Source organism: Pseudoalteromonas sp. AS71 (assembly GCF_038900275.1).
Taxonomy (GTDB): Bacteria; Pseudomonadota; Gammaproteobacteria; order Enterobacterales; family Alteromonadaceae; genus Pseudoalteromonas.
Genome location: NZ_JBBMQZ010000029.1, coordinates 1 through 23,309, shown reverse-complemented (window position 1 = coordinate 23,309; position 23,309 = coordinate 1). Strand labels below are relative to the sequence as shown.

19 protein-coding genes are annotated in these 23,309 nt (G+C 38.9%); 4 read left to right on the top strand and 15 right to left on the bottom strand.

Going from position 1 to position 23,309, the window contains the following annotated elements; genetic code table 11:
• The first annotated feature begins 114 nt into the window (after positions 1-114).
• The 3 genes from WNY98_RS18230 to WNY98_RS18220 all read left to right on the top strand — a co-directional run bounded on the left by WNY98_RS18230 (position 115) and on the right by WNY98_RS18220 (position 2,454).
• Positions 115-852, top strand: coding sequence for a hypothetical protein (locus tag WNY98_RS18230; RefSeq protein WP_165722347.1), 738 nt, complete (start codon positions 115-117; stop codon positions 850-852).
• Positions 853-966: 114 nt separating this feature from the next.
• A complete protein-coding gene (locus WNY98_RS18225) occupies positions 967-1,890 on the top strand; it encodes a M14 family metallocarboxypeptidase (protein ID WP_342878592.1) in 924 nt (307 codons plus the stop codon).
• Positions 1,891-2,034: 144 nt separating this feature from the next.
• Positions 2,035-2,454, top strand: coding sequence for a hypothetical protein (locus WNY98_RS18220; RefSeq protein ID WP_024600461.1), 420 nt, complete (start codon positions 2,035-2,037; stop codon positions 2,452-2,454).
• Positions 2,455-2,480: 26 nt separating this feature from the next.
• On the opposite strand, the gene ccoG is transcribed toward WNY98_RS18220, so the two are convergent.
• The 10 genes from ccoG to WNY98_RS18170 form a co-directional block, all read right to left on the bottom strand.
• A complete protein-coding gene (ccoG, locus tag WNY98_RS18215; RefSeq protein WP_342878591.1) occupies positions 2,481-3,863 on the bottom strand; it encodes a cytochrome c oxidase accessory protein CcoG in 1,383 nt (460 codons plus the stop codon).
• A 145-nt stretch (positions 3,864-4,008) separates the two neighbouring features.
• Positions 4,009-5,427 carry a sigma 54-interacting transcriptional regulator gene (locus WNY98_RS18210; RefSeq protein WP_342878590.1) on the bottom strand — a complete coding sequence of 473 codons (1,419 nt, stop codon included), beginning with the start codon at positions 5,425-5,427 and terminating at the stop codon, positions 4,009-4,011.
• A gap of 93 nt (positions 5,428-5,520) precedes the next feature.
• Positions 5,521-6,825: an AarF/ABC1/UbiB kinase family protein gene (locus tag WNY98_RS18205; RefSeq protein WP_342878589.1), complete on the bottom strand. Its 1,305-nt coding sequence runs from the start codon at positions 6,823-6,825 to the stop codon at positions 5,521-5,523.
• Between the two features lie 68 nt (positions 6,826-6,893).
• The gene (locus tag WNY98_RS18200) at positions 6,894-7,448 is read right to left on the bottom strand and encodes a DUF1439 domain-containing protein (protein WP_002960677.1); all 555 of its coding nucleotides are present in this window, start codon (positions 7,446-7,448) and stop codon (positions 6,894-6,896) included.
• Between the two features lie 366 nt (positions 7,449-7,814).
• Positions 7,815-10,496: a DUF349 domain-containing protein gene (locus WNY98_RS18195; protein WP_342878588.1), complete on the bottom strand. Its 2,682-nt coding sequence runs from the start codon at positions 10,494-10,496 to the stop codon at positions 7,815-7,817.
• Entirely contained in the window at positions 10,486-10,767 is a 282-nt protein-coding gene (locus WNY98_RS18190; RefSeq protein WP_007378333.1) for a DUF1315 family protein, read from the bottom strand. Before WNY98_RS18190 ends, WNY98_RS18195 begins: the two co-directional genes overlap by 11 nt.
• Before the next feature lies 1 nt (position 10,768).
• On the bottom strand, positions 10,769-11,095 hold the full coding sequence (locus tag WNY98_RS18185) for a hypothetical protein (RefSeq protein WP_007580349.1): 327 nt from the start codon (positions 11,093-11,095) through the stop codon (positions 10,769-10,771).
• Between the two features lie 139 nt (positions 11,096-11,234).
• Entirely contained in the window at positions 11,235-12,737 is a 1,503-nt protein-coding gene (locus tag WNY98_RS18180; protein WP_342878587.1) for an alanine/glycine:cation symporter family protein, read from the bottom strand.
• Between the two features lie 380 nt (positions 12,738-13,117).
• Positions 13,118-14,245 carry a M14-type cytosolic carboxypeptidase gene (locus tag WNY98_RS18175; protein ID WP_342878586.1) on the bottom strand — a complete coding sequence of 376 codons (1,128 nt, stop codon included), beginning with the start codon at positions 14,243-14,245 and terminating at the stop codon, positions 13,118-13,120.
• Positions 14,246-14,428: 183 nt separating this feature from the next.
• The gene (locus WNY98_RS18170) at positions 14,429-15,871 is read right to left on the bottom strand and encodes a glyceraldehyde-3-phosphate dehydrogenase (RefSeq protein ID WP_024600455.1); all 1,443 of its coding nucleotides are present in this window, start codon (positions 15,869-15,871) and stop codon (positions 14,429-14,431) included.
• Between the two features lie 174 nt (positions 15,872-16,045).
• Here WNY98_RS18170 and WNY98_RS18165 point away from each other — a divergent pair, with 174 nt between their 5' ends.
• Positions 16,046-16,846 (top strand): DUF2989 domain-containing protein, encoded by an 801-nt coding sequence (locus WNY98_RS18165; protein ID WP_342878585.1) that lies wholly within the window; start codon positions 16,046-16,048, stop codon positions 16,844-16,846.
• Between the two features lie 86 nt (positions 16,847-16,932).
• Here WNY98_RS18165 and ihfA read toward each other — a convergent pair whose 3' ends face one another.
• The 5 genes from ihfA to WNY98_RS18140 all read right to left on the bottom strand — a co-directional run bounded on the left by ihfA (position 16,933) and on the right by WNY98_RS18140 (position 22,729).
• Positions 16,933-17,232, bottom strand: a complete 300-nt coding sequence (gene ihfA / locus WNY98_RS18160; RefSeq protein WP_002960690.1) for an integration host factor subunit alpha — start codon at positions 17,230-17,232, stop codon at positions 16,933-16,935.
• A gap of 2 nt (positions 17,233-17,234) precedes the next feature.
• Positions 17,235-19,622: a phenylalanine--tRNA ligase subunit beta gene (gene pheT, locus WNY98_RS18155; RefSeq protein ID WP_007580344.1), complete on the bottom strand. Its 2,388-nt coding sequence runs from the start codon at positions 19,620-19,622 to the stop codon at positions 17,235-17,237.
• Positions 19,623-19,637: 15 nt separating this feature from the next.
• Positions 19,638-20,618, bottom strand: coding sequence for a phenylalanine--tRNA ligase subunit alpha (gene pheS / locus WNY98_RS18150; protein ID WP_002960692.1), 981 nt, complete (start codon positions 20,616-20,618; stop codon positions 19,638-19,640).
• Positions 20,619-20,963: 345 nt separating this feature from the next.
• A complete protein-coding gene (gene hda / locus WNY98_RS18145) occupies positions 20,964-21,674 on the bottom strand; it encodes a DnaA regulatory inactivator Hda (RefSeq protein ID WP_024600452.1) in 711 nt (236 codons plus the stop codon).
• Positions 21,674-22,729, bottom strand: a complete 1,056-nt coding sequence (locus tag WNY98_RS18140) for a DUF2066 domain-containing protein (protein WP_010554011.1) — start codon at positions 22,727-22,729, stop codon at positions 21,674-21,676. The genes hda and WNY98_RS18140 overlap by 1 nt, the downstream gene beginning before the upstream one ends.
• Positions 22,730-23,309 lie beyond the last annotated feature (580 nt).

Sequence of the window (23,309 nt, the reverse complement as noted above, 5' to 3'; positions counted from 1 at the left end):
ATAGCGTGTTGTGTAACAATGCACACATACAAACTTATACTTCATATAATTGTTAGGTATATCCCTAATTAAACAATTATTTACAGCCTAATTTAGTGGTTTAAAGGAGCTAACATGCTTAAAAAATGCATTACCACAACGGCTTTAATTTTAGCACTATGCGCTTGCACGTCAGAAACAGAGTCGGATTTAGTAAAAACAAAAGGTATTTGGGCAGGTTTTGAACTGGTTTCTGACGGTAACCGCACGCGTGTTAACGCAGAACTAAATGCAGGCGACGCTAATGGCTCTAACATTGTTTTAAGCGATAGCGACTCATTACAAGCTGTTGTTAATAGCACCGCTATTGTACTTACAAAAGATACCGACTTTTTAGACGTTGATTACCAAGCATATATAAATGCCACTGACGACAACCAACAGTTTGATATAAAATTTAAACGGGACGATGGCATAAATGCTAATTCGAGCGTTGAGTTGCCTTTAAATTTTATTATTTTAACCCCAAGTAACGATCAAAATTTTGATATTAATAGTCCCCTTACAGTCCAGTTAGATGGCACTGATCCTAATAGTACTAGCCAAGTAGAACTGAGCAGTAGCTGTACTAACAATAATAATGAAACACTTTTACAATCAACACTTTTTGCGCTTAACACTTCTTACCTTGAAATAGATTTGCAAAGTTTGCAAATGTTTAGCAGCTCGCAAGTAGATCAAAGTAAAACGTGTGATTTAACGATTAGTGTAAAACGCGATCGATTCGGTAGTATTTCGGGTGAATACGCAAACCAAAGTTATATTAAATCCCAGCAATCGCGCGCTATAAAAAATATGACATTAACGTTTTAATTTGCACGCTAATTTACTCAGCGTTAAGCTACACCTTTATTAAGTAACTCTACCAATTGTAATTGCCCTCCTTATTTATAGGGGAGTTAATAAAAATTGATATAAAGGTTTATTATGACTAACAGCACATACCCCATTGGCACACCTGGCAAAAAATGGAATAACAACGATAAAGCCCTGTGGTTAGCACGCCAAAACATTAAACGCAGTTACCAAAACGAAGTCGTAACGCTAATTAATGACCTTAAAAACACCTTAGATATAGAGCAATACGGCGAGCTTAATTACGCCGCTGGCACTTACCCATTATATATATTAAAAACGCCTAACTTTAATACTAATAAACCAACTGTTTTAATCACCGGTGGTGTGCATGGCTACGAGACCAGTGGCGTACATGGCGCACTTAGGTTTGCTAAAACATCGGCTATGCAACACTCAGAGCAGTTTAATATTATTGTTGCGCCCTGCATTAGCCCTTGGGGGTATGAAACAATAAACCGTTGGAACCCAGATGCTATTGATCCTAACCGCTCATTTTATGAGGGCAGCCCAGCTCAAGAGTCAGCAGCTATTATGGCGTTTGTAAAATCATTAGGTACTGACTTAATCGCTCATATTGATTTACACGAAACAACAAATAGCGATAACAGTGAATTTAGACCCGCACTCGCTGCGCGTGAAGGCACTACAAATACTAACTGGAACATACCTGACGGGTTTTATTTAGTTGCAGATACCAAAAAGCCTAAGCCGGAGTTTCAAAAGACCATTATAGAAAGCGTTGCAAAGGTGACCCATATTGCACCGAGCGATGAAAATAACCAACTAATCGGCGTACCTCAAGAGCAATTTGGTGTAATTAACTATGCAGCTCGAGAGCTAGGTTTATGTATGGGCTTTACTGATGCACCCTATGTAACCACTACCGAAGTGTACCCAGATAGCCCAACGGCCACCGATGAAGAATGTATTTTGGCACAAGTCGCGGTTATAACTAGCGCGCTAAATTACATTACAACCTCTACAAAAGATTAACCACTATTAAAGAGCGGGTACTCATTAAATTAAGTCCCCGCCCAACCAAGAAACAATCTGATAACAAAAAATAACCCAAAAGAACTGGTTTTATTGAATTTAAAGGTATAAGGTTAGCCTTCCCTCAAATTCAAGGAGTATACATTGGGGTTTAAAAACAAATATGGACAGGTAAGCCTTTACACTGAAAATAACGTTGTTATCGCTCACTTTGCGGGATACATCACCTCAGGGCTTCTTCGTGCGTTTAAAATTGAACTATGCGAAAAAATAAAATCACTCAACAATCAGCCTTGGGCCTATATTAGTGATTCTTTTGATGTTTTAGCTGCAACGCCTGAGGCAGAAAAAGAGATGATAGATATTAGCCATTTAATGAAAGCAAATAACTGCCTGAGTAGTGCGTTTGTACTCACTTCAGCTATCGCTATAAATCAAATGAAACGCATTTTAGAGTGCGCAAAAAGAAACGTTAATTTTAGTGAGTGCCTATTTACCGATTTAGATAGCGCTAAACAGTTTATTTCTCACAACTTAAAAAGTAAGCAAGGCCAACTGATATAAAAATTGTTGATCTTGCTTTATCAATCTTAGTTTTTGTAAAACTGACTGTCTTTGGTTATCGTAATGCTGGCGTTTTCTTGCGCTGTTACAACAAATTGTAACTTACTCACTTTACGTTCAATATCGTAACCATCGGCTGTTACAGTAACGGGGACTCTTTTCATCGCACCCGGTTGTACAAGCGTAGATTTCGGACTTGAGAGCGTTGCCCCAGGCAAACCCTCTATGGCAATACTGTAATGCAGTGCTTGCTGCGTTTTATTAATAATAGTAAGTGTGTAAGGGTTTTCTACTAGGCCCTCGTAGTTCACTCTATAAAGCGCATTCCTATCGCGTAGTACTGAGGCTTCTATTGGTGTACGTTGCAGCATCCATGCAAACATAGATATTATTAACAAAGCCGTTAATGCGCCATACCCTACTAGCTTTAACCTAAATGGATTGGTTTTTTTACCTTCCATTTGTTTCTCACTGGCGTATTTAATTAAGCCTTTCTCGTAACCAAATTTCTCCATGGTATCGTCGCAGGCATCAATACATAAGCCACAATTTATACATTCATATTGCAATCCATTTCGAATATCTATTCCTGCAGGGCATACCTCTACACACAAGTTACAGTCTACACAGTCACCTAAGTTAAGCTCTTTGGGGTCAGCTTTGCGTTTACGTGGTCCTCGGCTTTCACCTCGCTTGTTATCATATGTAACAAGCAACGTATCTTTATCAAACATAACAGCCTGAAAACGAGAATAAGGGCAAGCAATTGTGCACATTTTTTCGCGTAAAAACCCCGCATTGCCATAAGTACAAAAAGCGAATAAAAACACCCAAAAGCTCGTTATACCTGACCACTCAAACGTAAGCATTTCCACATACAAACTTTTTGCCGGAATAAAATACGCCATAAACGAAGTTGCGGTTAAAACGGAAATAACAATCCACGCACTGTGCTTAGTTATTTTTTTTCGCCAAGTACTTAGCGTCCACTGTGATTTATCTAATTTAATTCGCTGATTTCGAGTGCCTTCTATGCGTTGCTCTACCCACGAAAACATGAGCATCCATATTGTTTGCGGGCATGTATAACCGCACCAAACCCGACCAAGCCAATTAGTTACAAAAAATAATGCAAAAGCCCCCACCATAAATAGCAGGGCTAAAATCATAAAATCTTGAGGAAGGAGTGTTAAACCAAAAATAGTAAAGGTTTGCGTTGCCACATCAAGCAGCACAGCTTGTTGACCGTTATATTGAATCCACGGTATTGCAATAAAAGTTAGCATTAACAGCCAACCTAAATTACGGCGTATGCGCTGAAAAAATCCTTTTTGCTCGCGGATATAAATTGGCCCCTCGGTGTTATAGGGCTTAATGATCATGTCTTCTTCTTTAATATCAAACTTCATAGTACTTGCTTCATAATGACGGGTATTAAGCAAGTATTAGCAACTTTCAGACCAAGCTGAAACTTTAATTACTTCATTGATATTAAAGAAATTATTTTAAAAAACAAAAACCGAGCTCGCGATATAAAGCGCATATCGCGATATATCACGATTTTTTAGTGATTCCCAGCTTTCGCATTTTTGAGCGTAGTGTACTCTCAGGTAAGCCCAACTTAACTGCCGCCCCTTTATCGCCCGATATTTGCCAGTGCGATAACGCAAGAACAGAGGTTATATGCTGTTTTTGCGCTTCATCAAGCGTAAGTGAAGGGTTAATAACTACTTCACCACCCGCTTGCAAAGGCTGACTTAGCTGTAGTACAGCCTGGTTAGATAAAATAGCTTCGCGTTCCAGTACATTTTGCAGCTCTCTAATGTTGCCTGGCCAATCGTAGGCTTGCAGTTGTGTAATTGCTTTTTTACTTAGCCCCTTTAAATGTTTACCCAGTCGTTTATTTAGCTGCGCAATTAAATTAGCGCATAAATAAGGAATATCCTCTTTTCGATCTTTAAGGGCGGGTACTTTTATAGGAAATACATTGAGCCGATAAAACAAATCAATTCTAAACGTGCCTTTTTGTACCATTTCCCACAGGTCGTGATTAGTCGCTGCAATTACTCTAATATTTACTTTTAGCGTATTGCTGCCACCTACACGTTCAAACTCTTGTTCTTGCAGGACTCTAAGCAGTTTACTTTGCGCCTCAAGTGGAAGCTCTGCTATTTCATCTAAAAACAAGGTGCCTTTATCAGCAAGTTCAAAACGCCCTTTACGGCGTTCATTTGCACCTGTAAACGCGCCTTTTTCATGGCCAAAAAGTTCCGATTCTAGCAAACTTGGGGTAAATGCGGCGCAATTTACTTTTATAAAGGCTTGTTCGCTACGCTTGCTTAGTCGATACAAATTACGGGCTACTAATTCTTTACCCGTGCCATTTTCGCCAAGTATAAGAACTGTGCTGTCGGTTTCACTTACCAATTTTATTTGATCTAACATGGTTTGAAATATATGACTTTGTCCAACTAGCCCTGAGTCTTGCCAATCTTCGTTAAGTTCTGCAATTAAGTAGTTGTTTTCATCTTTTAGCTGCTCACTTAAATGCTTTACTTGCTCAAGTGCCTCTTGCAGTGCATTTTGTGTTTGCTGTTGCAGTGATATATCGCGAAATACCGCTACAGCACCAATTAACTCATCATTTTTATAAACCGGTGTTGAGGTGTACTCCACTGCAAATGAGCTACCGTCTTTACGCCAAAAAACTTCATTTTTAACTTCACGACGTTTGCCGTCAAACATGGTGCAGTAAATTTGGCATTCATCTGCGGGATAAGGTGTGCCATCAGCATGAGTATGGTGATGATATTGGTGTATTTTTTTACCTAATATCTCCTCAGCCCGCCAGCCGGTCATGCGCTCAGCGGCAGGATTAACAAACACCGCATTACCCGATAGGTCAAAACCGTATATGCCCTCACCTACTGCGTTTAGCAATAATTTAGGATCGTTTAAAAATTGTTTTATCATAAATGCACCTCGCGAAATATCGCGAGCATTATGGCAATTTTACACACTAAGTGCACTCATTACTTAAAATGCACTCACGTGCCCATTAAAACGCTATAAATAGTGCTGAAATAGCGTTTTCACATCTATTTTTGCACCTAGCCTTGCGGCTATTAAATAAAGCCCTGCAAGTTTTCGGTGAATAAATAGGGCATCAACGGGCGGTGTGTGCCATTGCTGAGATTGTGCACTAAGAGCAAGCCCTGCATTTTTAATTTTGAGCGCCAGTTCGCTGTTTTTAAAATCAAATTCCCCTTCTGCTCTTAGTGGCTCGCACGCCATTAAGAATAAATCAATGACGTTGTTTTTATACTCATCAACCAAGTCATTTTTAAAATAACCAATATGTGAAGCCGCTTTAAGTACACCTTCTCTGTTGTTTTCACTACCCGCTTTAAATAAAGCTAAATACGCTAAGCTAAGCTCTGTTGATATTTCTCGCGTTGCGCCAAAATCAAATAAAACAATTTTTTGTGTATCAAGCTGATAATGAAAGTTGGCAAAGTTAGGGTCGGTTTGAATTAATTTAAATTCAAACATTTCTTTAAAAAACAGATCAATAAGTTGCTCTGCAACAAAGCTTTTTTGACTATCAGGTAGCTGTGTAATGCTCTCAATGGGCTCTGCTTTTATATATTCCATAGTTAGCACTTGTTGTGTGCTGTGCTCTGGATATACGTTGGGTACTTTAAAATGGGGATTAGTTGCTAATGCATTTTTATAACGTATTAAGTACTGAGCCTCCCGCTTATAATCAGCCTCGGCTAATAACTGCGCTTTAGCCTCACTAATAAGTGGTTTAATATTAAGATCTTTTGGCAATAATCGAGAAATCGTTAATAAAGAAATAACATTATCGACATCACTTACTACACTTTTTGCAATACCAGGATATTGAATTTTAACAGCCAGTTGCTCACCATTCTCCTTGTAAGCTAAATGAACTTGCCCTATAGAAGCCGCTGCAAAAGGTCTTAATTCAATATGAGAAAAACGCGCTAGCCACTCATCCCCCCATTGCTCTTTTAACACTTCAACAAGCTGCTTATGAGGCATTGGATTCGCGTCTGAGCGCAGTAAAGCAAGTAACTGAGACAATTCAGGACTAAGTAAATCACCGGCATCCATTGAAAGCAATTGCCCGAGCTTCATTGCGGCGCCACGTAAATGAGATAGCTGTATAGCTAGTTTTTCAATGTTTTTAGGTTGTAGCAGTAAGCTTTTATTGTCCCAACCTTTACCTGTTAGCGCGCTCTTAGCGCCATCAACTAACATGTTGGTAGCAACACCTGTGGCAAGTGAGCCTAATTTTGCAAAGCGAGAAAGCCTAGAAGTGGGAACAGTACGAGGAGCCGCCATAATATTAAAACCTAATTAGCCTGAAAGTCAGGCTAATTAATACGTATATTATAAGTAGGTAGATCTACTTATAGACGAGGTACTAGCTTAATTGCACCTTCAACCACTTTCATATCAAGTGGAAGCTTACTAAGTAGCATCATTTTAGGGTCATCCATATTTAGAGTATAAACAGGGTTAACCGCTAAAAAAGCATTAATCACATCCATTGCTTGGCTATCAAGTGCACCTAAATTACCTTTGAAACCACCGGCATCAACACTGGAATCAAGTAATTTAATATTGCGTAAAAACACCGCTTTTTTCTCACTGTCGTAAAATGGGCTACCTTCAATTTGTAGCTTTAAACGCACTGGGTATTTAAGTGCGAATGCATTAATTTCAGCGCTTGAATCAGCACCAAGAACAACAACGTCGCGGTTATCAGGCCCAATATTTACACTTAAGTCGTTTACATCAAACTGAACCGGCAAACCCATTAAGCTTACTTTTTCACTTAACTTTGGTAATTGCTTACCCAGTACAGACTCAACCTCAGAGTTAGTAAATGAATATACTGATATGCCTTGCGTGGTATTACAGGCGGTTAAAAATAACGCTGCAATAATAACTAAAATTCTCATGAGAACCCTTTTGTTTATAAATTAGTGGTACATAAAAAAGCCGCTATTAAAGCGGCTTATTAAAATAGAAACCAACATATATTGCGCTGGTTCTAGGGCGTGTTGACCTTTGTGGATTGAAATTTGTTCAATCTAGGGTCGATTTAATCGCGGCGTGAGGTTTGTAACCTAGCGGGCTAAGTCAAAACCGAGCAACAAAGAGTTACTCGTCCCTAGAAAGAACCCAAAGGGCAGCGCATGTTTGGCATTTATGCTGCGTTATCGCCTATTTATGGGGAATAACCACACTACATAGACTCTGCCTTGCCTAAATACCAAACAGTCTGCTGCAAATTCAACCACGAAAGATCAACACGCCCTAGTGTATTAAGCTGCAAGTGTCGCTTTAAGTCGCGTTAGTGTGTCAGGTTCAACTGAACCAGCACTGAGCGCTAATAACTGTTTTAAATAATAGTTTAAATCAGCATGTTCGCCACGATGTTTGTCATCTAACATGGCTACTTGTTCTGCCATTCTAAGTGACTTATCGGTTGAACTTACGTTTGCTAGTATTTCCATGCGCGTAATAAGTTGATCTGTATTTAATGCTGTTTTAAGCGGTGCTTGGTACTGACTTGGTAACGCTTCATTGTTTTCAAGTGCTGTAATTAACGCATCTAGATTAGCTTGCTCTGATTTGCTTGTAAGCAATGCAAGTTTATCGTCAATAGCTGCTAGCAACTTACTAACCTTTGGCGCTAACGATCTAAATTGCATGTACCCTTTCACTTTTGTTTCTAGGTCGTGCAACTGTGCTCTTTGATTTACGTCACTAAGTGCTGCTTCAAGCTCAGCGAGTTCTGCAACTGCTTGCTTATCTGACTCGTTTTGCTCAAGTTTTTGCTGCTCAAATTCACTACTACGTTTAGTAAATGTTTCATCGTTGAATTGACGAAATTTTTGCCATAACGCATTTTCAGCTTTTAAACCTGCAAAACCAATTGTTTGCCATTGCTGCTGCATTTGCTTCAACTCTTGGCATGCAGCGGCTAAATCATCGCTTTGTGATAATTGCTGCGCTTTTTCTACTAACTCATTTTTAAGTGCAGCATTACTTTTATGAAATGCGTTTAATAAAGCCAGTACTTGTTGTTGCTCGCTTTTATAACGTTCGTTTAGTGTACGGTATGTTTTAGGGTCAACTTTACCCACACTGCGCCACGCTTTGTTTAAACGATTGTATTGGCTTTCATATTGCTTCCAATCAAAGTCATCCTCAGCCGTAGGTTGTAAATGAAGCGCGTGCATGTCGCTAATAATACTTTCGCGTTGTGCTTTTGATGCTTCGCGTTGTACTTCTTGCTCTGCAAAGTAACTACGACAAGGTGCAAATAACAACTCGATTTTTTCATCAAACTGTACGCCTTGTTGCTTTTCTTCGTCTGTATCTAAACGACCTAACTCATTCCAACGCTTGCGTAGCACTTTTACTTGCTCTGCGCGTTGTTGTGGGTCAGTACACTCTTCACTTACTAATGCACTTACTTCTTCTAATAAAGCTTCACGCTTTGGTGCTGCTGCGTATTTTTGCCAATCTTTAGCATCTGCAAGTTGCGCTTCAAGCTCCGCTTTTATATTTACAAGCGGCTGTTGATATTGCTCAGTGAGTGTATTAAATAACTCTTCAAACCCTTTAAACACGCCAAAGGCAACATTAAAACGGCCTTCCTCAATTAGGCGTTTAACATCACGAGCTTTGCGTTTTGCTTGGCTTTGGTTTTTTTCAAGTGGCTTAACTAGCTCATTCATTGGTGATAAAAATTGCTTTTTATGCGCATTTAACTGCGTTTTAAAGGTACTTTGCAGTGCACCATCTAAAATATTTAAATGACTACGCGCTGCTTTAAAACCATTATTAAATTCAGTTAGAGTTGCATCGTATTGTGCTAAATCTTCTGCTGGCTTAATTTCGCATAATGCTGCAAAAGCGAGTTTGTACTCTTTAATAGCAATTGTTAGCTCAGGTAACTTAGCAACTTGAGTAAATAGTTTTTCTAACTTGCTTACAGCCAGTTTAGATTGTGCATTATTAGCTAATTCTGTTTCGCTAATAGCTTGCTTAGCTTGCGCTACTTTTGCATCAAGCCAATCTTGTTGAATTTGCTCTGGTGTTTCAAGGCCTAGCTGTAAGGCGTTTTCAATTTCTTCAGTTAAAGCTTCAAGCGTTGCAAGTGCTAGCAATTGGCGCTGCTGTAGCGCTAATTTCTGCTGCTCTTTATCATGTACCGCCTTTAGCTGTTCAATGTGTGCATCTAACTTAGTTGTGATTGAAATATATTTTTCGTCAAGAAGCTTAACGCGTTCATCACTCAGCCATTTTAGCTCAAGTGCTTGCCACTGGACCATTAATTCGCCGGCTTGTGGATTTACAACACCAAAATCTGTTTTTTCGCGTAATGCATTTAACTTAGCTAAAATAACACGTGTTGCACTTTCAACCTGCAGTGGCATTTCAATTGCTAAACGCTCATTTTCAATATACGTTTCAAGTGCTGCTTTTGCACCACCCTTTGCATGCTTTACTAATGGCTTAATTAATTGATGGGTAATAACAAGTTCAACTAATTGAGCTTGTAGCTCTTCGCTACCTTCTTTAAATGCTTTTTCTACTAGTTTTGCATTTGCTAGACGTTTCAATAACTTAACGCGCACTTGCAGTTCTTTCTCTGCAAATGCTAACTTTTCGAGTGTTTTAACGGGTGCAAAACGCTCTATGTATTCACTTTTAATTTGCGGTGTTAGTGCACTTTCGCTATTTAAAACAGCATTAGATATTTGTAGTTCTGCTATATCTTTTAATGCTTGATCTTGTTTATACGCTTTCCACCAAAGTGGTAAATCGTTTACTTTTTGCAACGCTTTACGGCGTATTTCAGCTGAGCTATCTTCAAGTGCTAACGTGTTTAATATGGTTGCATCACGTTCAATATCTAATTTTTCGATAGCATCAAGACGAACTTGTTGCTTAGGGTGTTTCCATTTCGGTGTAAAAAGGTGCTTAAAGATCATGTTCACTAAACCTAGCTATTTCGTTGTCTGATTTAAATTCTTTTTGTAGTTGAGCTTTTGTCTTTTGGATCATTTCACCATTAGCACCAATCGTAAATTGCTCGTTTGATTGAGCCACTTTTGCTTGATACAACATAACCAACTGCACTGTTTGTTGCTTTTGCTCGTCTGATAAAACAGTTCCGTCTGGCCATTTGCCAGTAGACGCACCGTATTGCAAGCGTTCGAATAATTCGGGAGTAATATTTTGTACAAGATTGTCGATATTCATGTCATTTTTTCTTTTTTAGAGTCACTAAAACAATACGGTTAATAAGATACCAAATACACCCTACGCCAATTGCCGCAGTATAAGCATACCACTGAAGCGTTTTTTCTTGCGGTTGTAAAAAGTACAAACAGAAAAAACCACCTAAAAATAAGATAAGCGCTAAAAAGGAGTGATTTATAAACATCTGCTTTTTTTTAATTCGCTGTTCGCGCTGAAGTTGTAAAACTTGCTCGTCGTTTAGCTCTGCAATATTGCTTTCGCAATGCGGACATTGCTTATGTTTATCTGAAATTGATTTTGCACATTTTGGGCAACGAATGATCGCCATACTTCTCTCCATACTACGCATAAAAAAAGCGCCTTTCGGCGCCTTTATTGTACTTGTTTTATTTCTCGTTGTCTTTTTTGAATTCAAACCAATAACTGATTTAGAGACGATAATCTAACAAGTTACTCATTAAGTTTAGTTACTCAGTGTCTTTTGACTGTTTCCCTAAACGTTTTTCCCAGAAAGTGGCATTTTTAATACCTAGTTTGACAGGGTCAAATGTGATTTTTCCACCTTTTTTCTTCTGATCTTCGTAATCGCTCAAACATAGTAAAGCAGGCTTAGCTACAAAGAAAATAGCTAAGATACCCAATATGTTAATCCAGGCCATTAAACCAACGCCAATATCTCCAATAGTCCAGATATAACCTGAATTATTAACCATACCGTATGCAACCATAAACATAATCACGAACTTCACGAGGACAAGTGGGATATTGCCTTTAAAATAACGATTTAAGTAAGCAATATTAGTTTCTGCAATAAAGTAATAAGCGAGTATTGTGGTAAAGGCAAAGAAGAATAATGCAATACCGACAAATGCTTGTCCAAAGCTGCCAAATACACTAAATAAAGCCATTTGAGTAAAGGCTGCTGAACCGACCTCAGTCGCTGCATCAACATTTTGTACAATGAACTGCCCTGCTGGTAACTCACCCACAACATTGTATTGCTGCGTTATTAAAATCATGAGTGCTGTTGCAGTACATACAAAAATGGTATCAACATAAACAGAGAAAGCTTGCACTAAACCCTGTTGAGCAGGGTGATCAACCTCTGCTGCTGCTGCTGCATGAGGCCCACTACCTTGCCCTGCTTCATTAGAATATATACCACGCTTAACGCCCCAACCAATAGCAGCACCAAAACCGGCCTGCGCAGTAAATGCATCACTAATAATTAAATAGAATATATCGCCTACTTTATCTAAATTTAAAAATACCACGATTAATGCCAGTACTATGTAACCAAGCGCCATAAATGGCACTACTATTTGCGTAAAGTTCGCAATACGTTTTATACCGCCAAAAATAATAAACGCTAAAACAATAAGGATTATTGCCAAAGCGACTAACTTAAAGCTACCTACATCACCAAAACTAGTCGAGACCATATTGCCATCGCCAAATACTTGGGTAAACGCATTACCTACCGCATTCGCTTGTACACCAGGCAGAAAAATACCACATGCAATAATTGCCGAAACAGCAAATAAGACAGCCAACCATTTTTGTCCTAAACAACGGTCAAAATAATAGGCTGGGCCACCACGATATTGCCCGTCTTCTTCTGTTTTATAAATTTGGCCTAAAGTAGATTCTGCGTAAGCAGTACTTGCACCTAGAAAAGCAACAACCCACATCCAAAAAATAGCACCTGGCCCACCAAAACCGATAGCTGCTGCCACACCTGCGATATTACCAACGCCTACGCGTCCAGACAACGATACTGCAAGGGCTTGAAAAGATGAAATACCTTTATCAGACGTGTTAGGACTAAATAATAACTTACACATTTCTTTAAAATGTCTAACTTGAGCAAATCTAGTTAGTACTGAATAAAACAAGCCTGCGCCTAGGCATAAATAGATGAGTGCATTACTCCAAACAACATCATTAACAGCGCTTACAAAAGCTTCCATGGATATCCTCTATAGTTATATTTATTATTTTTTAATTACGAGACTCTGTTTTAGCTACTACGCTACATAAGCTTTACGAAATAAGATTTCACCTCTTCCGCCCCGACTCATGATTTAATTAATATTAACTTAAGTACCCCAAGGTTGTTAACACTTAATTTTCAAAATATATAATTACACACTTGGCAAAAGGCACTACATCTGTAGTATTTAAATGAAAGTAGATTGATTTGTACCGATACGGTGATGATAAGCAGCGAAGAAGCGTTGAAAACGTTTTAAGAATAAAGCTGCTATATGATTATTATTTTTTTATACAAAGGGTTTTATTAAAAGCAAAAAGGGTATCAAAACTATTGATACCCTTTTAGATAAGCGTTTTATCTTAAATCATCAACAACATTAACAATAGCCGCTAATGTATCTTGACCAAATTGATAAGAACGACGGTCTGACCAGCCATAGTCTGGATCAGGTAAATCGTTGTTGTCTTTAAATGGCATTTCAATTGTGTACGTTAATGCTTTGAATTCTTCAGCAGTAGCTGATGAACCTACCGTAAGGTTAGCTTGACCTGGCTCATCTTTTGGATAGCCATGCTCATCTTGAAACTCTGGAGTAATAGTTAAAAGCGCAGCTTTAAAGCTATCTTCAAGGCCTTTAAGACGAGCATCGTAACTTGGAATACCTTCACTGCCTGCCACAAAGTTATAAGGTATAGCTTCATCACCGTGTATGTCTAAGTGCATATCTAAGCCAGCTTCGCGCATTTTATTAAGCACTAAGTAAACCTCAGGGCTATTTTCCATACTTGGTGTTTGCCATTCACGGTTTAAGTTAACGCCTTTAGCATTAGTACGAAGATGTCCGCGTGCGCTGCCATCTGGATTCATATTTGGCACAACGTAAAACACTGCTTTTGATAGAAGCGCAGCTGCATGTGGATCCTCGTCATCAAGAAGTTTGTGCAGTAGACCTTCAACATACCACTCTGCCATTGTTTCACCTGGATGTTGACGTGCTGTGATCCAGATGTTTTTCTTATCTTCACTTGGCTCACCAATTTTAAGCACACTCATATCGCGGCCATCGAGTGTTTCACCAAGCGTTATTAATTGGCAAGCACCTTGGCTTTGTGCCCAAGACAATAAATCTAAATGGCGGTCGTAACTGTATGGTGCAAAGTAAGCAAAATAAACACTGCCGCACTCTGGTTCAATTTCAAAGCTTAATGTGCCATTTTCATAGCTTGATGGTACGCGAAACCATGTTTGACGGTCATATGATGCAACAGCTTGATACCCTTCCCAACCATCTGGGTAAGCTGATTTATCAAGCTCATTAATATTTAACTTATGCAATTGGTAAGGTGTTGTTTCAAGACGAAAGTGAAACCACTGATAAAATTCAGACTGGTGATCTTTATTAATTTCTAATTGAATATTTAAAGGATCGGTGGATTCAATAACTTTGATATTACCACTGTCGAAATTGCTGCTGATTTTCATGGAAAAACCTTTAGGTTGAATAAGTTTATCTGTTTATTAATTCACAGAACTGACATTATTTTGTAAATAGTAAAATGAATGTGCATTTTCTTAATTAAAGCCTATCACAAGGCATACGCTTTAAAAATAATACACGACCAAAAAAGCCAGCAACATGCTGGCTTTTAAGTCACTGCAAATAAATTAGCGAGGTAAGCTTGGGAATGACACTTCGGCCATATCGCGCATACAACGAACTACTTGGCAGCTGTAACCAAACTCATTGTCGTACCATACATATAAAACGATACGGTTATCTTCAACAATCGTTGCTTGTGAATCAACAACACCTGCGTAACGGCTACCTACTAAATCGGTAGATACAATTTCCGTTGATGCGGTGTAATCAATTTGGTCACGTAAGTCTGAATGAAGTGCAGTATCGCGTAAAAATGCGTTTAGCTCTTCAACTGATGTGCTTGTTGCTAAGTTAAGATTTAAAATAGCTAGCGACACATTAGGTGTAGGTACGCGGATTGCGTTACCTGTTAATTTGCCTTCAAGCTCTGGTAATGCTTTTGAAACCGCTTTTGCAGCCCCTGTTTCAGTAATTACCATGTTAAGTGCTGCGGCACGGCCACGGCGCTCTGCTTTGTGGTAGTTATCAATAAGGTTTTGATCGTTCGTGTACGAGTGTACAGTTTCAACATGACCATTATTAATACCAAACTTATCGTTTAGTGCTTTAAGCGTTGGTGTAATTGCATTAGTTGTACAGCTTGCTGCACAAACGATTTTATCTTCAGGTAAAATATCTTTGTTATTAACACCATATACGATGTTTTTGATATTACCTTTTGCAGGAGCTGTTAATAATACTTTTGCAGCGCCCTTACACTCTAGATGCTGGCCAAGGCCCGCTTCGTCTTTCCAAATACCGGTGTTATCAACAATTAATGCATCGTCGATACCGTATTGAGTGTAATCAATTTCGCTAGGAGAGTTAGCGTAAATAACTTGAATGTAGCTACCGTTAGCTTTAATTGCATTACGCTCTTTATCAATAGTGATTGAACCATTGAAAGGACCGTGAATTGAATCACGACGCAGTAAGCTTGCGCGCTTTTCAAGATCCCCATCTTTACCGCCACGCACAACAATAGCGCGCAAACGTAAATCTGCATATGGACCTGATTTTTCAATTAATAAACGCGCTAGTAAACGACCAATACGACCAAAACCATACAATACAACATCGCGTGGTTCTTTCGCTGGTAAGTCAGCTATTTCTGCAAGTTCATCTTTTACAAATTCTTCTACTGAGCGGCCTTTAGCTGCTTCTGTGAACAAATAGCTATATGCAAGTTTACCAATATCAATACGCGCAGAGTTTAATTCCATTTTGCTGATAGCTTCTAAAAATGGAAAGCTTTCGCGCAAACGTAATTTAGTGCCTTCAAACTGAGCAACGGTTTTATGAGATTTGATAATATCAATAGTACTGGCATTTACGAGAGGACGGCCATATACAGCGATTTCGATACCACGATTACGGTAAAGTTTACCAATGATTGGTTGCATGCTTTCTGCATAATCTTGGCGCTCTTGCCAACTATTTGTGTATTCTAACTCGTGAGATGAGGTCATTTTATTTACCTAAGTTTATCATTTTGAACGGATAGCCTTTAAAAATGCACTATATTTTGAGAGTAATGCACTTCAGGCAGGGCTATTCTAATTTAATCTGAAGTTATTCTCTACTGTTAGGCGTTAAATGATTGCGTTAGAATAGCAAGGTGGATATTCATTTGGGGTTAAGGGATGTTTAAAAAAGCAAGTGTACTATTGGGTTTGCTAACGTTGACAGGGTGTGAAGAACCGTTGACACTCGCACAAGTGTGCAAAGAAACACCTGGCTTTTGTAGCGACTTAAACAAAGACAGCCACTGCAAGGATGAGCGTTCTGATGTGATTATCAAACGTTACATAGAATACAAAGACCCTACTGATGAAAATAAATACCAATTACTCAAGGACTTTGAATCCTATAACCAATGTATAACTGTGGCCGCTAAAATTGAACATATTAAGTTAAAAGCTAAAAAAACGTCACGTATTGACGGTCAATTAACGAGCATTAAAGAAATGACTCGCTTATATCAAGATACCCAAAATACAAACCATCCAGGTTTGCTCTACTACCAATGGTCACGAAATAATAACCAAAGTGCACTGACTAAATTATTAGCGATAGAAAATGACAAAAGTGTAACGCAAAGTGCCGAAATGCAATTTTTTCTAGCATCGTACTATATTAAATTTGATGATGAAAAAACCATCGATTTGCTTTATAAAACTTTAGAACTCAATAAAAAAGGCAACGTACCGAATCCTGAAGTGTATACATCACTTATTAGTCTTTTTTATAAACATGATAAATTTAAACATGCATATATATTTTCTAAAGTAGCGCAAATGTCGGGGATAGAAAATATTGACGTGTTTGAAATTGAGCAGCAATTAATAACGAATGGTAAAAGCTTAGACAGCCTAGATGTACTTGCAGAGCAAACATTTCAGCAAATAATGGCAGGTGATTTTGTATCTCCTCGAGAGTTTTAAAAAAGTTTTCTAACGGTACAACTAAATAACTCCGCTAGAGCGGAGTTATTTTAGACAATAAAAAAGGCAGCTTACGCTGCCTTTTTTTATTTTGCTTTGCTTGTGCCCACTTCTACGCGGGTTTTAAGCTTTTGACCTGGTCGAAAAGTCACCACGCGACGTGCCGAAATAGGAATATCTTCGCCTGTTTTCGGATTGCGGCCTGGTCTTTCTTTTTTGTCTCGAAGATCAAAGTTACCAAATCCAGAGAGCTTAACCTGCTCGCCTTTTTCTAGCGCTGAGCGGATTTCTTCAAAAAACGCTTCAACTAAATCTTTGGCATCTTTTTTATTGATCCCGAGCTTTTCAAATAGGTGTTCAGCTATGTCGGCTTTAGTAAGCGCCATATCTAGTCCCTCAACGATGCATTAAACTGTTCGGCCAATTCGGCCACCACGTTATCAACTACTAGATTGATATCTTTCTCTTCGAGTGTTCTATCAACCGCTTGCAGTGTTAGAGCAATCGCCAAACTCTTATAATTTGGCTCAATACCTTTGCCCTTATACACATCGAATAAGTTTAGGTCAACCAATTGATTTCCGCCAACTTTTTCGATCACGCTTAAAATGTCGCCAGATTTAACGCTGTCTGCCACTAAAATCGCGATGTCGCGGCGATTTGAAGGGAATTTAGACACCCCTTCTGCTTGCGGTAAATTTCTTTTTTCTATTGCTGACATTTCAATTTCAAAAACAAAAGTTGCATTGTTGATATCTAACGACTTTTGAGCTTGAGGATGTAAAGCACCAAAAAAACCAACCTTTTTGCCATCAACATATATTACAGCTGATTGACCAGGATGAAGTCCATCTGACTGCTCGGCTTTAATTTCAAAGCGAGTAACGTCATTAGTAATTGCAAGTAAGGCTTCAACATCACCTTTTAAATCGTAAAAATCAACGTTACGTTTTTCTTCAACCCAATGTTCACCATTTACAAGACCCGTAATAACACCGCCAATAACCGGTACTTGGTAAACACCATTTTCTGCACTTTCGTCGCTTATAAATTTAAGACCATGTTCGAATAAACGAATACGAGGCTGTTGGCGATTTTGGTTATACGCTACAGACGCTAATAAACCCGGCATTAAACTTACACGCATTGCTGACATTTCAATTGAAATAGGATGCGGTAATACCATTGCTTTACACTCTGGGTGTAAAATAGCTTGTGCTTTAGGGTCTACAAAGCTGTACGTAATTGCTTCTTGATAACCACGAGTCACTAACGTATTGCGGAACTTGCTAAGCGCAATAGTTGCTTCGTTATGTGTCGTCATTTTAAGTTTTGCAGTTGGTGCAACATTTGGAATGCTGTTGTAACCGTAAACACGTGCTACTTCTTCAATTAAATCTTCTTCGATGCGAATATCAAAACGGTAGCTTGGTACGTCCGCACTCCAGCTTTCATTTTCTACTTTAACATCAAGACCTAAACGCGTAAGAATATCTGTTACTTTAGCATCTTCAATATGATGACCAATAACACGGTCTAAACGTGCACGACGAAGACGTACTTCAGTCACTTTTGGTAGTTTATCAGCCGCAACAGCTTCAACTACTGGACCTGCTTGACCACCCACAATTTCAAGAAGAAGTGCTGTTGCACGTTCCATTGCATCGTGTTGTAGAGCAAAATCAACACCGCGTTCATAACGGTGTGAAGCATCAGTGTGTAAACCGTAGCTACGTGCTTGCCCTGCAATTGCTACAGGATTAAAAAATGCGCTTTCAAGTAATATATCAGATGTTTTATCTGTAACACCTGATTGCTCACCACCAAAAATACCTGCAATTGCAAGTGCTTTATTATGATCGGCTATCACAAGTGTTGTGTCGTTTAATTTAGCGGTGTTACCGTCTAATAAAACAAGTTCTTCACCTGCGTTTGCACTACGAACCTTAATACCACCTTCAATCGCATTTAAATCAAACGCGTGCATTGGATGACCAAGTTCAAGTAATACATAGTTTGTAACATCAACTACTGGGTCGATTGAACGTACGCCACTACGACGTAATTTTTCAACCATCCAAAGTGGTGTTTCTGCGTCAAGGTTAATGCCTTTTATCACACGACCAAGGTAACGAGGACATGCATCTTCGTTAACTAGCTCAATTGATACTTTGTCATCAATTGTTGGCGTAACCGCTGGGATATCTAATACATTTACGTCAATGCTATTTAAAACACCTACTTCACGAGCAAGGCCTTTAATACCTAAACAATCACCACGATTTGGTGTTAAGTCAACATCTATAATATTGTCATCAAGACCTAGGTAGTCACGTAAATCAGTGCCTACTGGTGCATCGCTTGGCAATTCCATAATGCCGTCGCCTTCTTCGCTAATACCTAGCTCAACAAAAGCACATAGCATTCCGTTTGAAGGTTGGCCGCGTAGTTTGGCTTTTTTAATTTTAAAGTCACCAGGAAGTACAGCGCCCACAGTTGCGACAGCAACTTTAATACCTAAACGACAATTTGGTGCACCACAAACGATATCAAGTAGCTCATCACCACCGACGTTAATTTTGGTAACACGCAGTTTATCTGCATCAGGGTGTTGACCACATTCAACAACTTCACCAACAACTACGCCATTAAATTTGGCAGCAGCAGGCTCAACACCATCAACTTCTAGACCAGCCATTGAAAGCTGTTCCGAAAGAGCTTGCGTATCAATAGCAGGATTAACCCACTCTCTTAACCACTTTTCACTAAATTTCATTTTATTGTTTCACTCTTAACGGAACTGGTTCAGGAATTTTAAGTCATTTTCGAAAAATGCACGCAAATCGTTTACGCCATAGCGCAACATAGTTAAACGCTCTACACCCATGCCAAAGGCAAAGCCGGTGTATTTTTCTGGGTCAATGCCCACAGACTTAAGTACATTTGGATGTACCATGCCGCAGCCTAGTACTTCTAACCACTTACCGTCTTTACCCATAACATCTACTTCAGCCGAAGGTTCTGTAAATGGGAAGAATGAAGGACGGAAACGAATTTCCATATCTTCTTCAAAAAAGTTACGTAAAAAATCATGCAAAATACCTTTTAGCTCAGTAAAGCTAACATCGGTATCAACCATTAAACCTTCAACCTGATGGAACATAGGTGTATGTGTTTGGTCGTAATCGTTACGGTATACGCGTCCAGGTGAAATAATGCGCAGTGGCGGCTGCTCAGTTTCCATAGTACGAATTTGCACGCCACTTGTCTGTGTACGTAGAACTAATTTAGGATTGAAATAAAAGGTATCGTGATCTGCACGTGCTGGGTGGTGCTCTGGAATATTTAGCGCATCAAAGTTATGAAAATCGTCTTCGATTTCTGGACCAGATTTAACTTCAAAACCTAACTCACCGAAAAAGCTTTCTATGCGCTCAATAGTGCGCGTAACTGGGTGTAAACCGCCAGTAGGCATAACACGCCCTGGTAGAGTTACATCTATAGTTTCAGCAGCTAGTTTTTCTTCAAGTGCTTTACTTGCTAGCAATTCACGCTTTTCGTTGATAGCAGCTTGTACATCTTGTTTAGCTTGGTTTATAACTTGGCCTGCTTCTTTACGTTCTTCAGGTGCTATTTTACCTAACGTTTTAAGTAAGCTAGTGATTTCGCCTTTTTTACCAAGGTAATTAACCCTGATATCTTCTAACTGCGCTATTTCACTGGCACTGGCTACCGCCTCAAGTGCTTGCGCTAATATGTTTTCTAAGTTCATTCGATACCTGATCTTTCACAGAAGGTGATTGCTTAAGAGCGTGTTGGCCTTTCAAGATTGCTTTACAACAGTGTGGTTGGTTATTAAATAAGGTTAAGCATTGGGCTGTAGTTTCCTACATAAATCATGCAATAACGCTAAATAAAGACCAAACACATGCAGTTTGAAGTGTTTATCTCGGAGGCTACTCTCTTTGTTGTTCGGGTTTCGCATATAAATACTATGCTAAAGTCCTCACGACGTGATTAAAGCACTCTTAAGTTAAACAAATTCCAATCAGGAAAGGTAAACACGCTCTGATAATAGCTTATGATAACTGAAAGAAGGGTCTAGATTCTAGACCTACTACAGCTTTAACGTTGATTTTATAAAAGGAATAGTTAATTTTCGCTGTGCTGCCATAGATGCATGATCTAATTTGTCGAGTACATCTAATAAAGCACGCATATCACGGCTTAAACGGGTTAGTAAAAAGCGTGCACACTCATCACTTAATTCAAGACCGCGCATATGAGCGCGCTTAACAAGTGCTTGTGCTTTATCGTCATCACTCATAGAACGAATTTGAAAGGTTGTCCCCCACGTTAAACGAGACTCTAAGTCAGGCAGCGAGATATTGAGCATGCTAGGAAGTAAATCGGCAGTTACTACTAACATTTTTCCGGGTTCGTTAAACCGGTTAAAAAAGTTAAATAGTGCTTTTTCCCATGCATCATTCCCTGCAACTAAATGCACGTCATCAATACATAGAACATCAAGCGCTTCTAAACCGTCTAATACCATAGGTCCAAAGTCAACTACTTCGCGCATAGACAGCAGCATATTAGATAGGCCACGCTCTTGTGCTTTAATACAGGTTGCATACAAAAGGTGAGACTTACCCGAATCACCTAACCCACATAAATAAGTATACTGAAACTTTTTAGCTAACTTCGAAAAGCTATCTTTTAAATGGTTAACCTCTAACGAATCTTCCCCACCAAAGTACGATGCAAATGTTTCGTCATCCGGCAAGGTAACCGGTAATGCCATTTGCATCGGCTCAGAAGTTAGCATTATGGCGTTATCCATTGATACTCTAAGCTATTTTTATCAACAACATGATAAAAAGCGCGTGGATCCTCATAATCTTTAAATGAGGAGTCTAGCCCTAACCCTTTTTTAAGATCGCTTAGGTTACCAGTGTGGTTTAGTTTAAATTCTACAAATTCTGGTGTTTTACGAACAATTTTAACTTGCGTAACAACGCTTAAGTTCAATAATCTTTGTTTTGCTAATTCAACATCAACAAAACTTTGCGTGCCTTTTAATGTTAGCGTGGCTGCGGCTTGTTCATAATAAGCATTTGGATCAATAGCGTACTCGCTTGCAAGGCCTCGAGCTAAGGTATCAATCATTTGACTCACTATTTGCTGCTTATCGCCCGTTAATCTATTTGAATCAAATTGATCATCATTAGTAAAACGCCAATCTAAAATCCAATTTTCGCTATCTGCTTCTTTATACATTCTTGCTGTAATACTTCGCTCAGCACTGTAGCGTCTAGAGGCCTCTTCTACTGGTTCTGAAAAGTTACCCCATACCTCAGGAATACCTACTAAACGTCTATCTTGTAAGTCAAGTAATGGCACAACGACAGGTAGACCACGGCGTCCTGCTTTGTCATAAATTAACTGCTCTAATTGCGGGTAACTTTCTTGTGTTACTAATTCTCTGCGCCAATTGTCCTCAATACCTAACCATATTGCGACTAACGGGCGTTGCACTCCCCATAAAGGTAAGTTTAACTCTTTGATTAACGCATTGATCTTTCGAGCTTCAAATTTAACAACGAGTTTCAATTGTCCATTTGCTCTCTCGTCATATTCAAACTTAAGCATATAATCAGAAATATCTTTAGTGCGTTGCTGTGCTAATTTATTTTGATCCGCAGTTTCATCACCGCTTACTTTCACTAAAACATTGAGCAAAGCTTTACGACTCGCAGCTAATCGAGTGTCTCGTGTTTTGTCATCCACTTTTAAAATATCTTGATATAGATCAGTTACTTCAACTGCCGACGCAGAAAAACAAAATAAAATGGATATGGCGCTAATTAATAATCTATACACAGGCTGTTAGTTCTTGGTTTTAAACTGATTTGATCCTAAATCAAAGACAGTGACAAAGCAAAATTAAATTTGTTATCTAAGGAAATGAAAGTAATTAGCTTTTATAGAAAGTAAAAAAGATTAAATATATTTAACTTTACTACACTTTTAAAACGCGAACCTTTCGGGTTTAGTTTGATCATTAAGGTATTAATGCAATTACTCGATGATGTTACGGCTTGGAATATTCGTTATTCGCTCACATTTCATTTTTCTGCAGACATAAAAAAGCCCGACTATTTCTAGTCGGCTCTCTACAATTTGAGGTCGGTACGCTACGAAGTAGAATGCCGTAGTGCCCAGAGCGGTAAAGTGTCACATAAAATATGTACACTATTATTGGATCGGGAGTCGCTACGCTCGCCCGCCCTACGCGATGGATGTTGATGTGAGTGTCTATTAATTGTGCGTATTTTACTTTTCTGCAGACGTAAAAAAGCCCGATTCTTTCGAATCGGGCTTTTTACAATTTGAAGCCTGGTAATGTCCTACTTTCACATAGCAAATGCTACACTATCATCGGCGCTGTTTCGTTTCACTA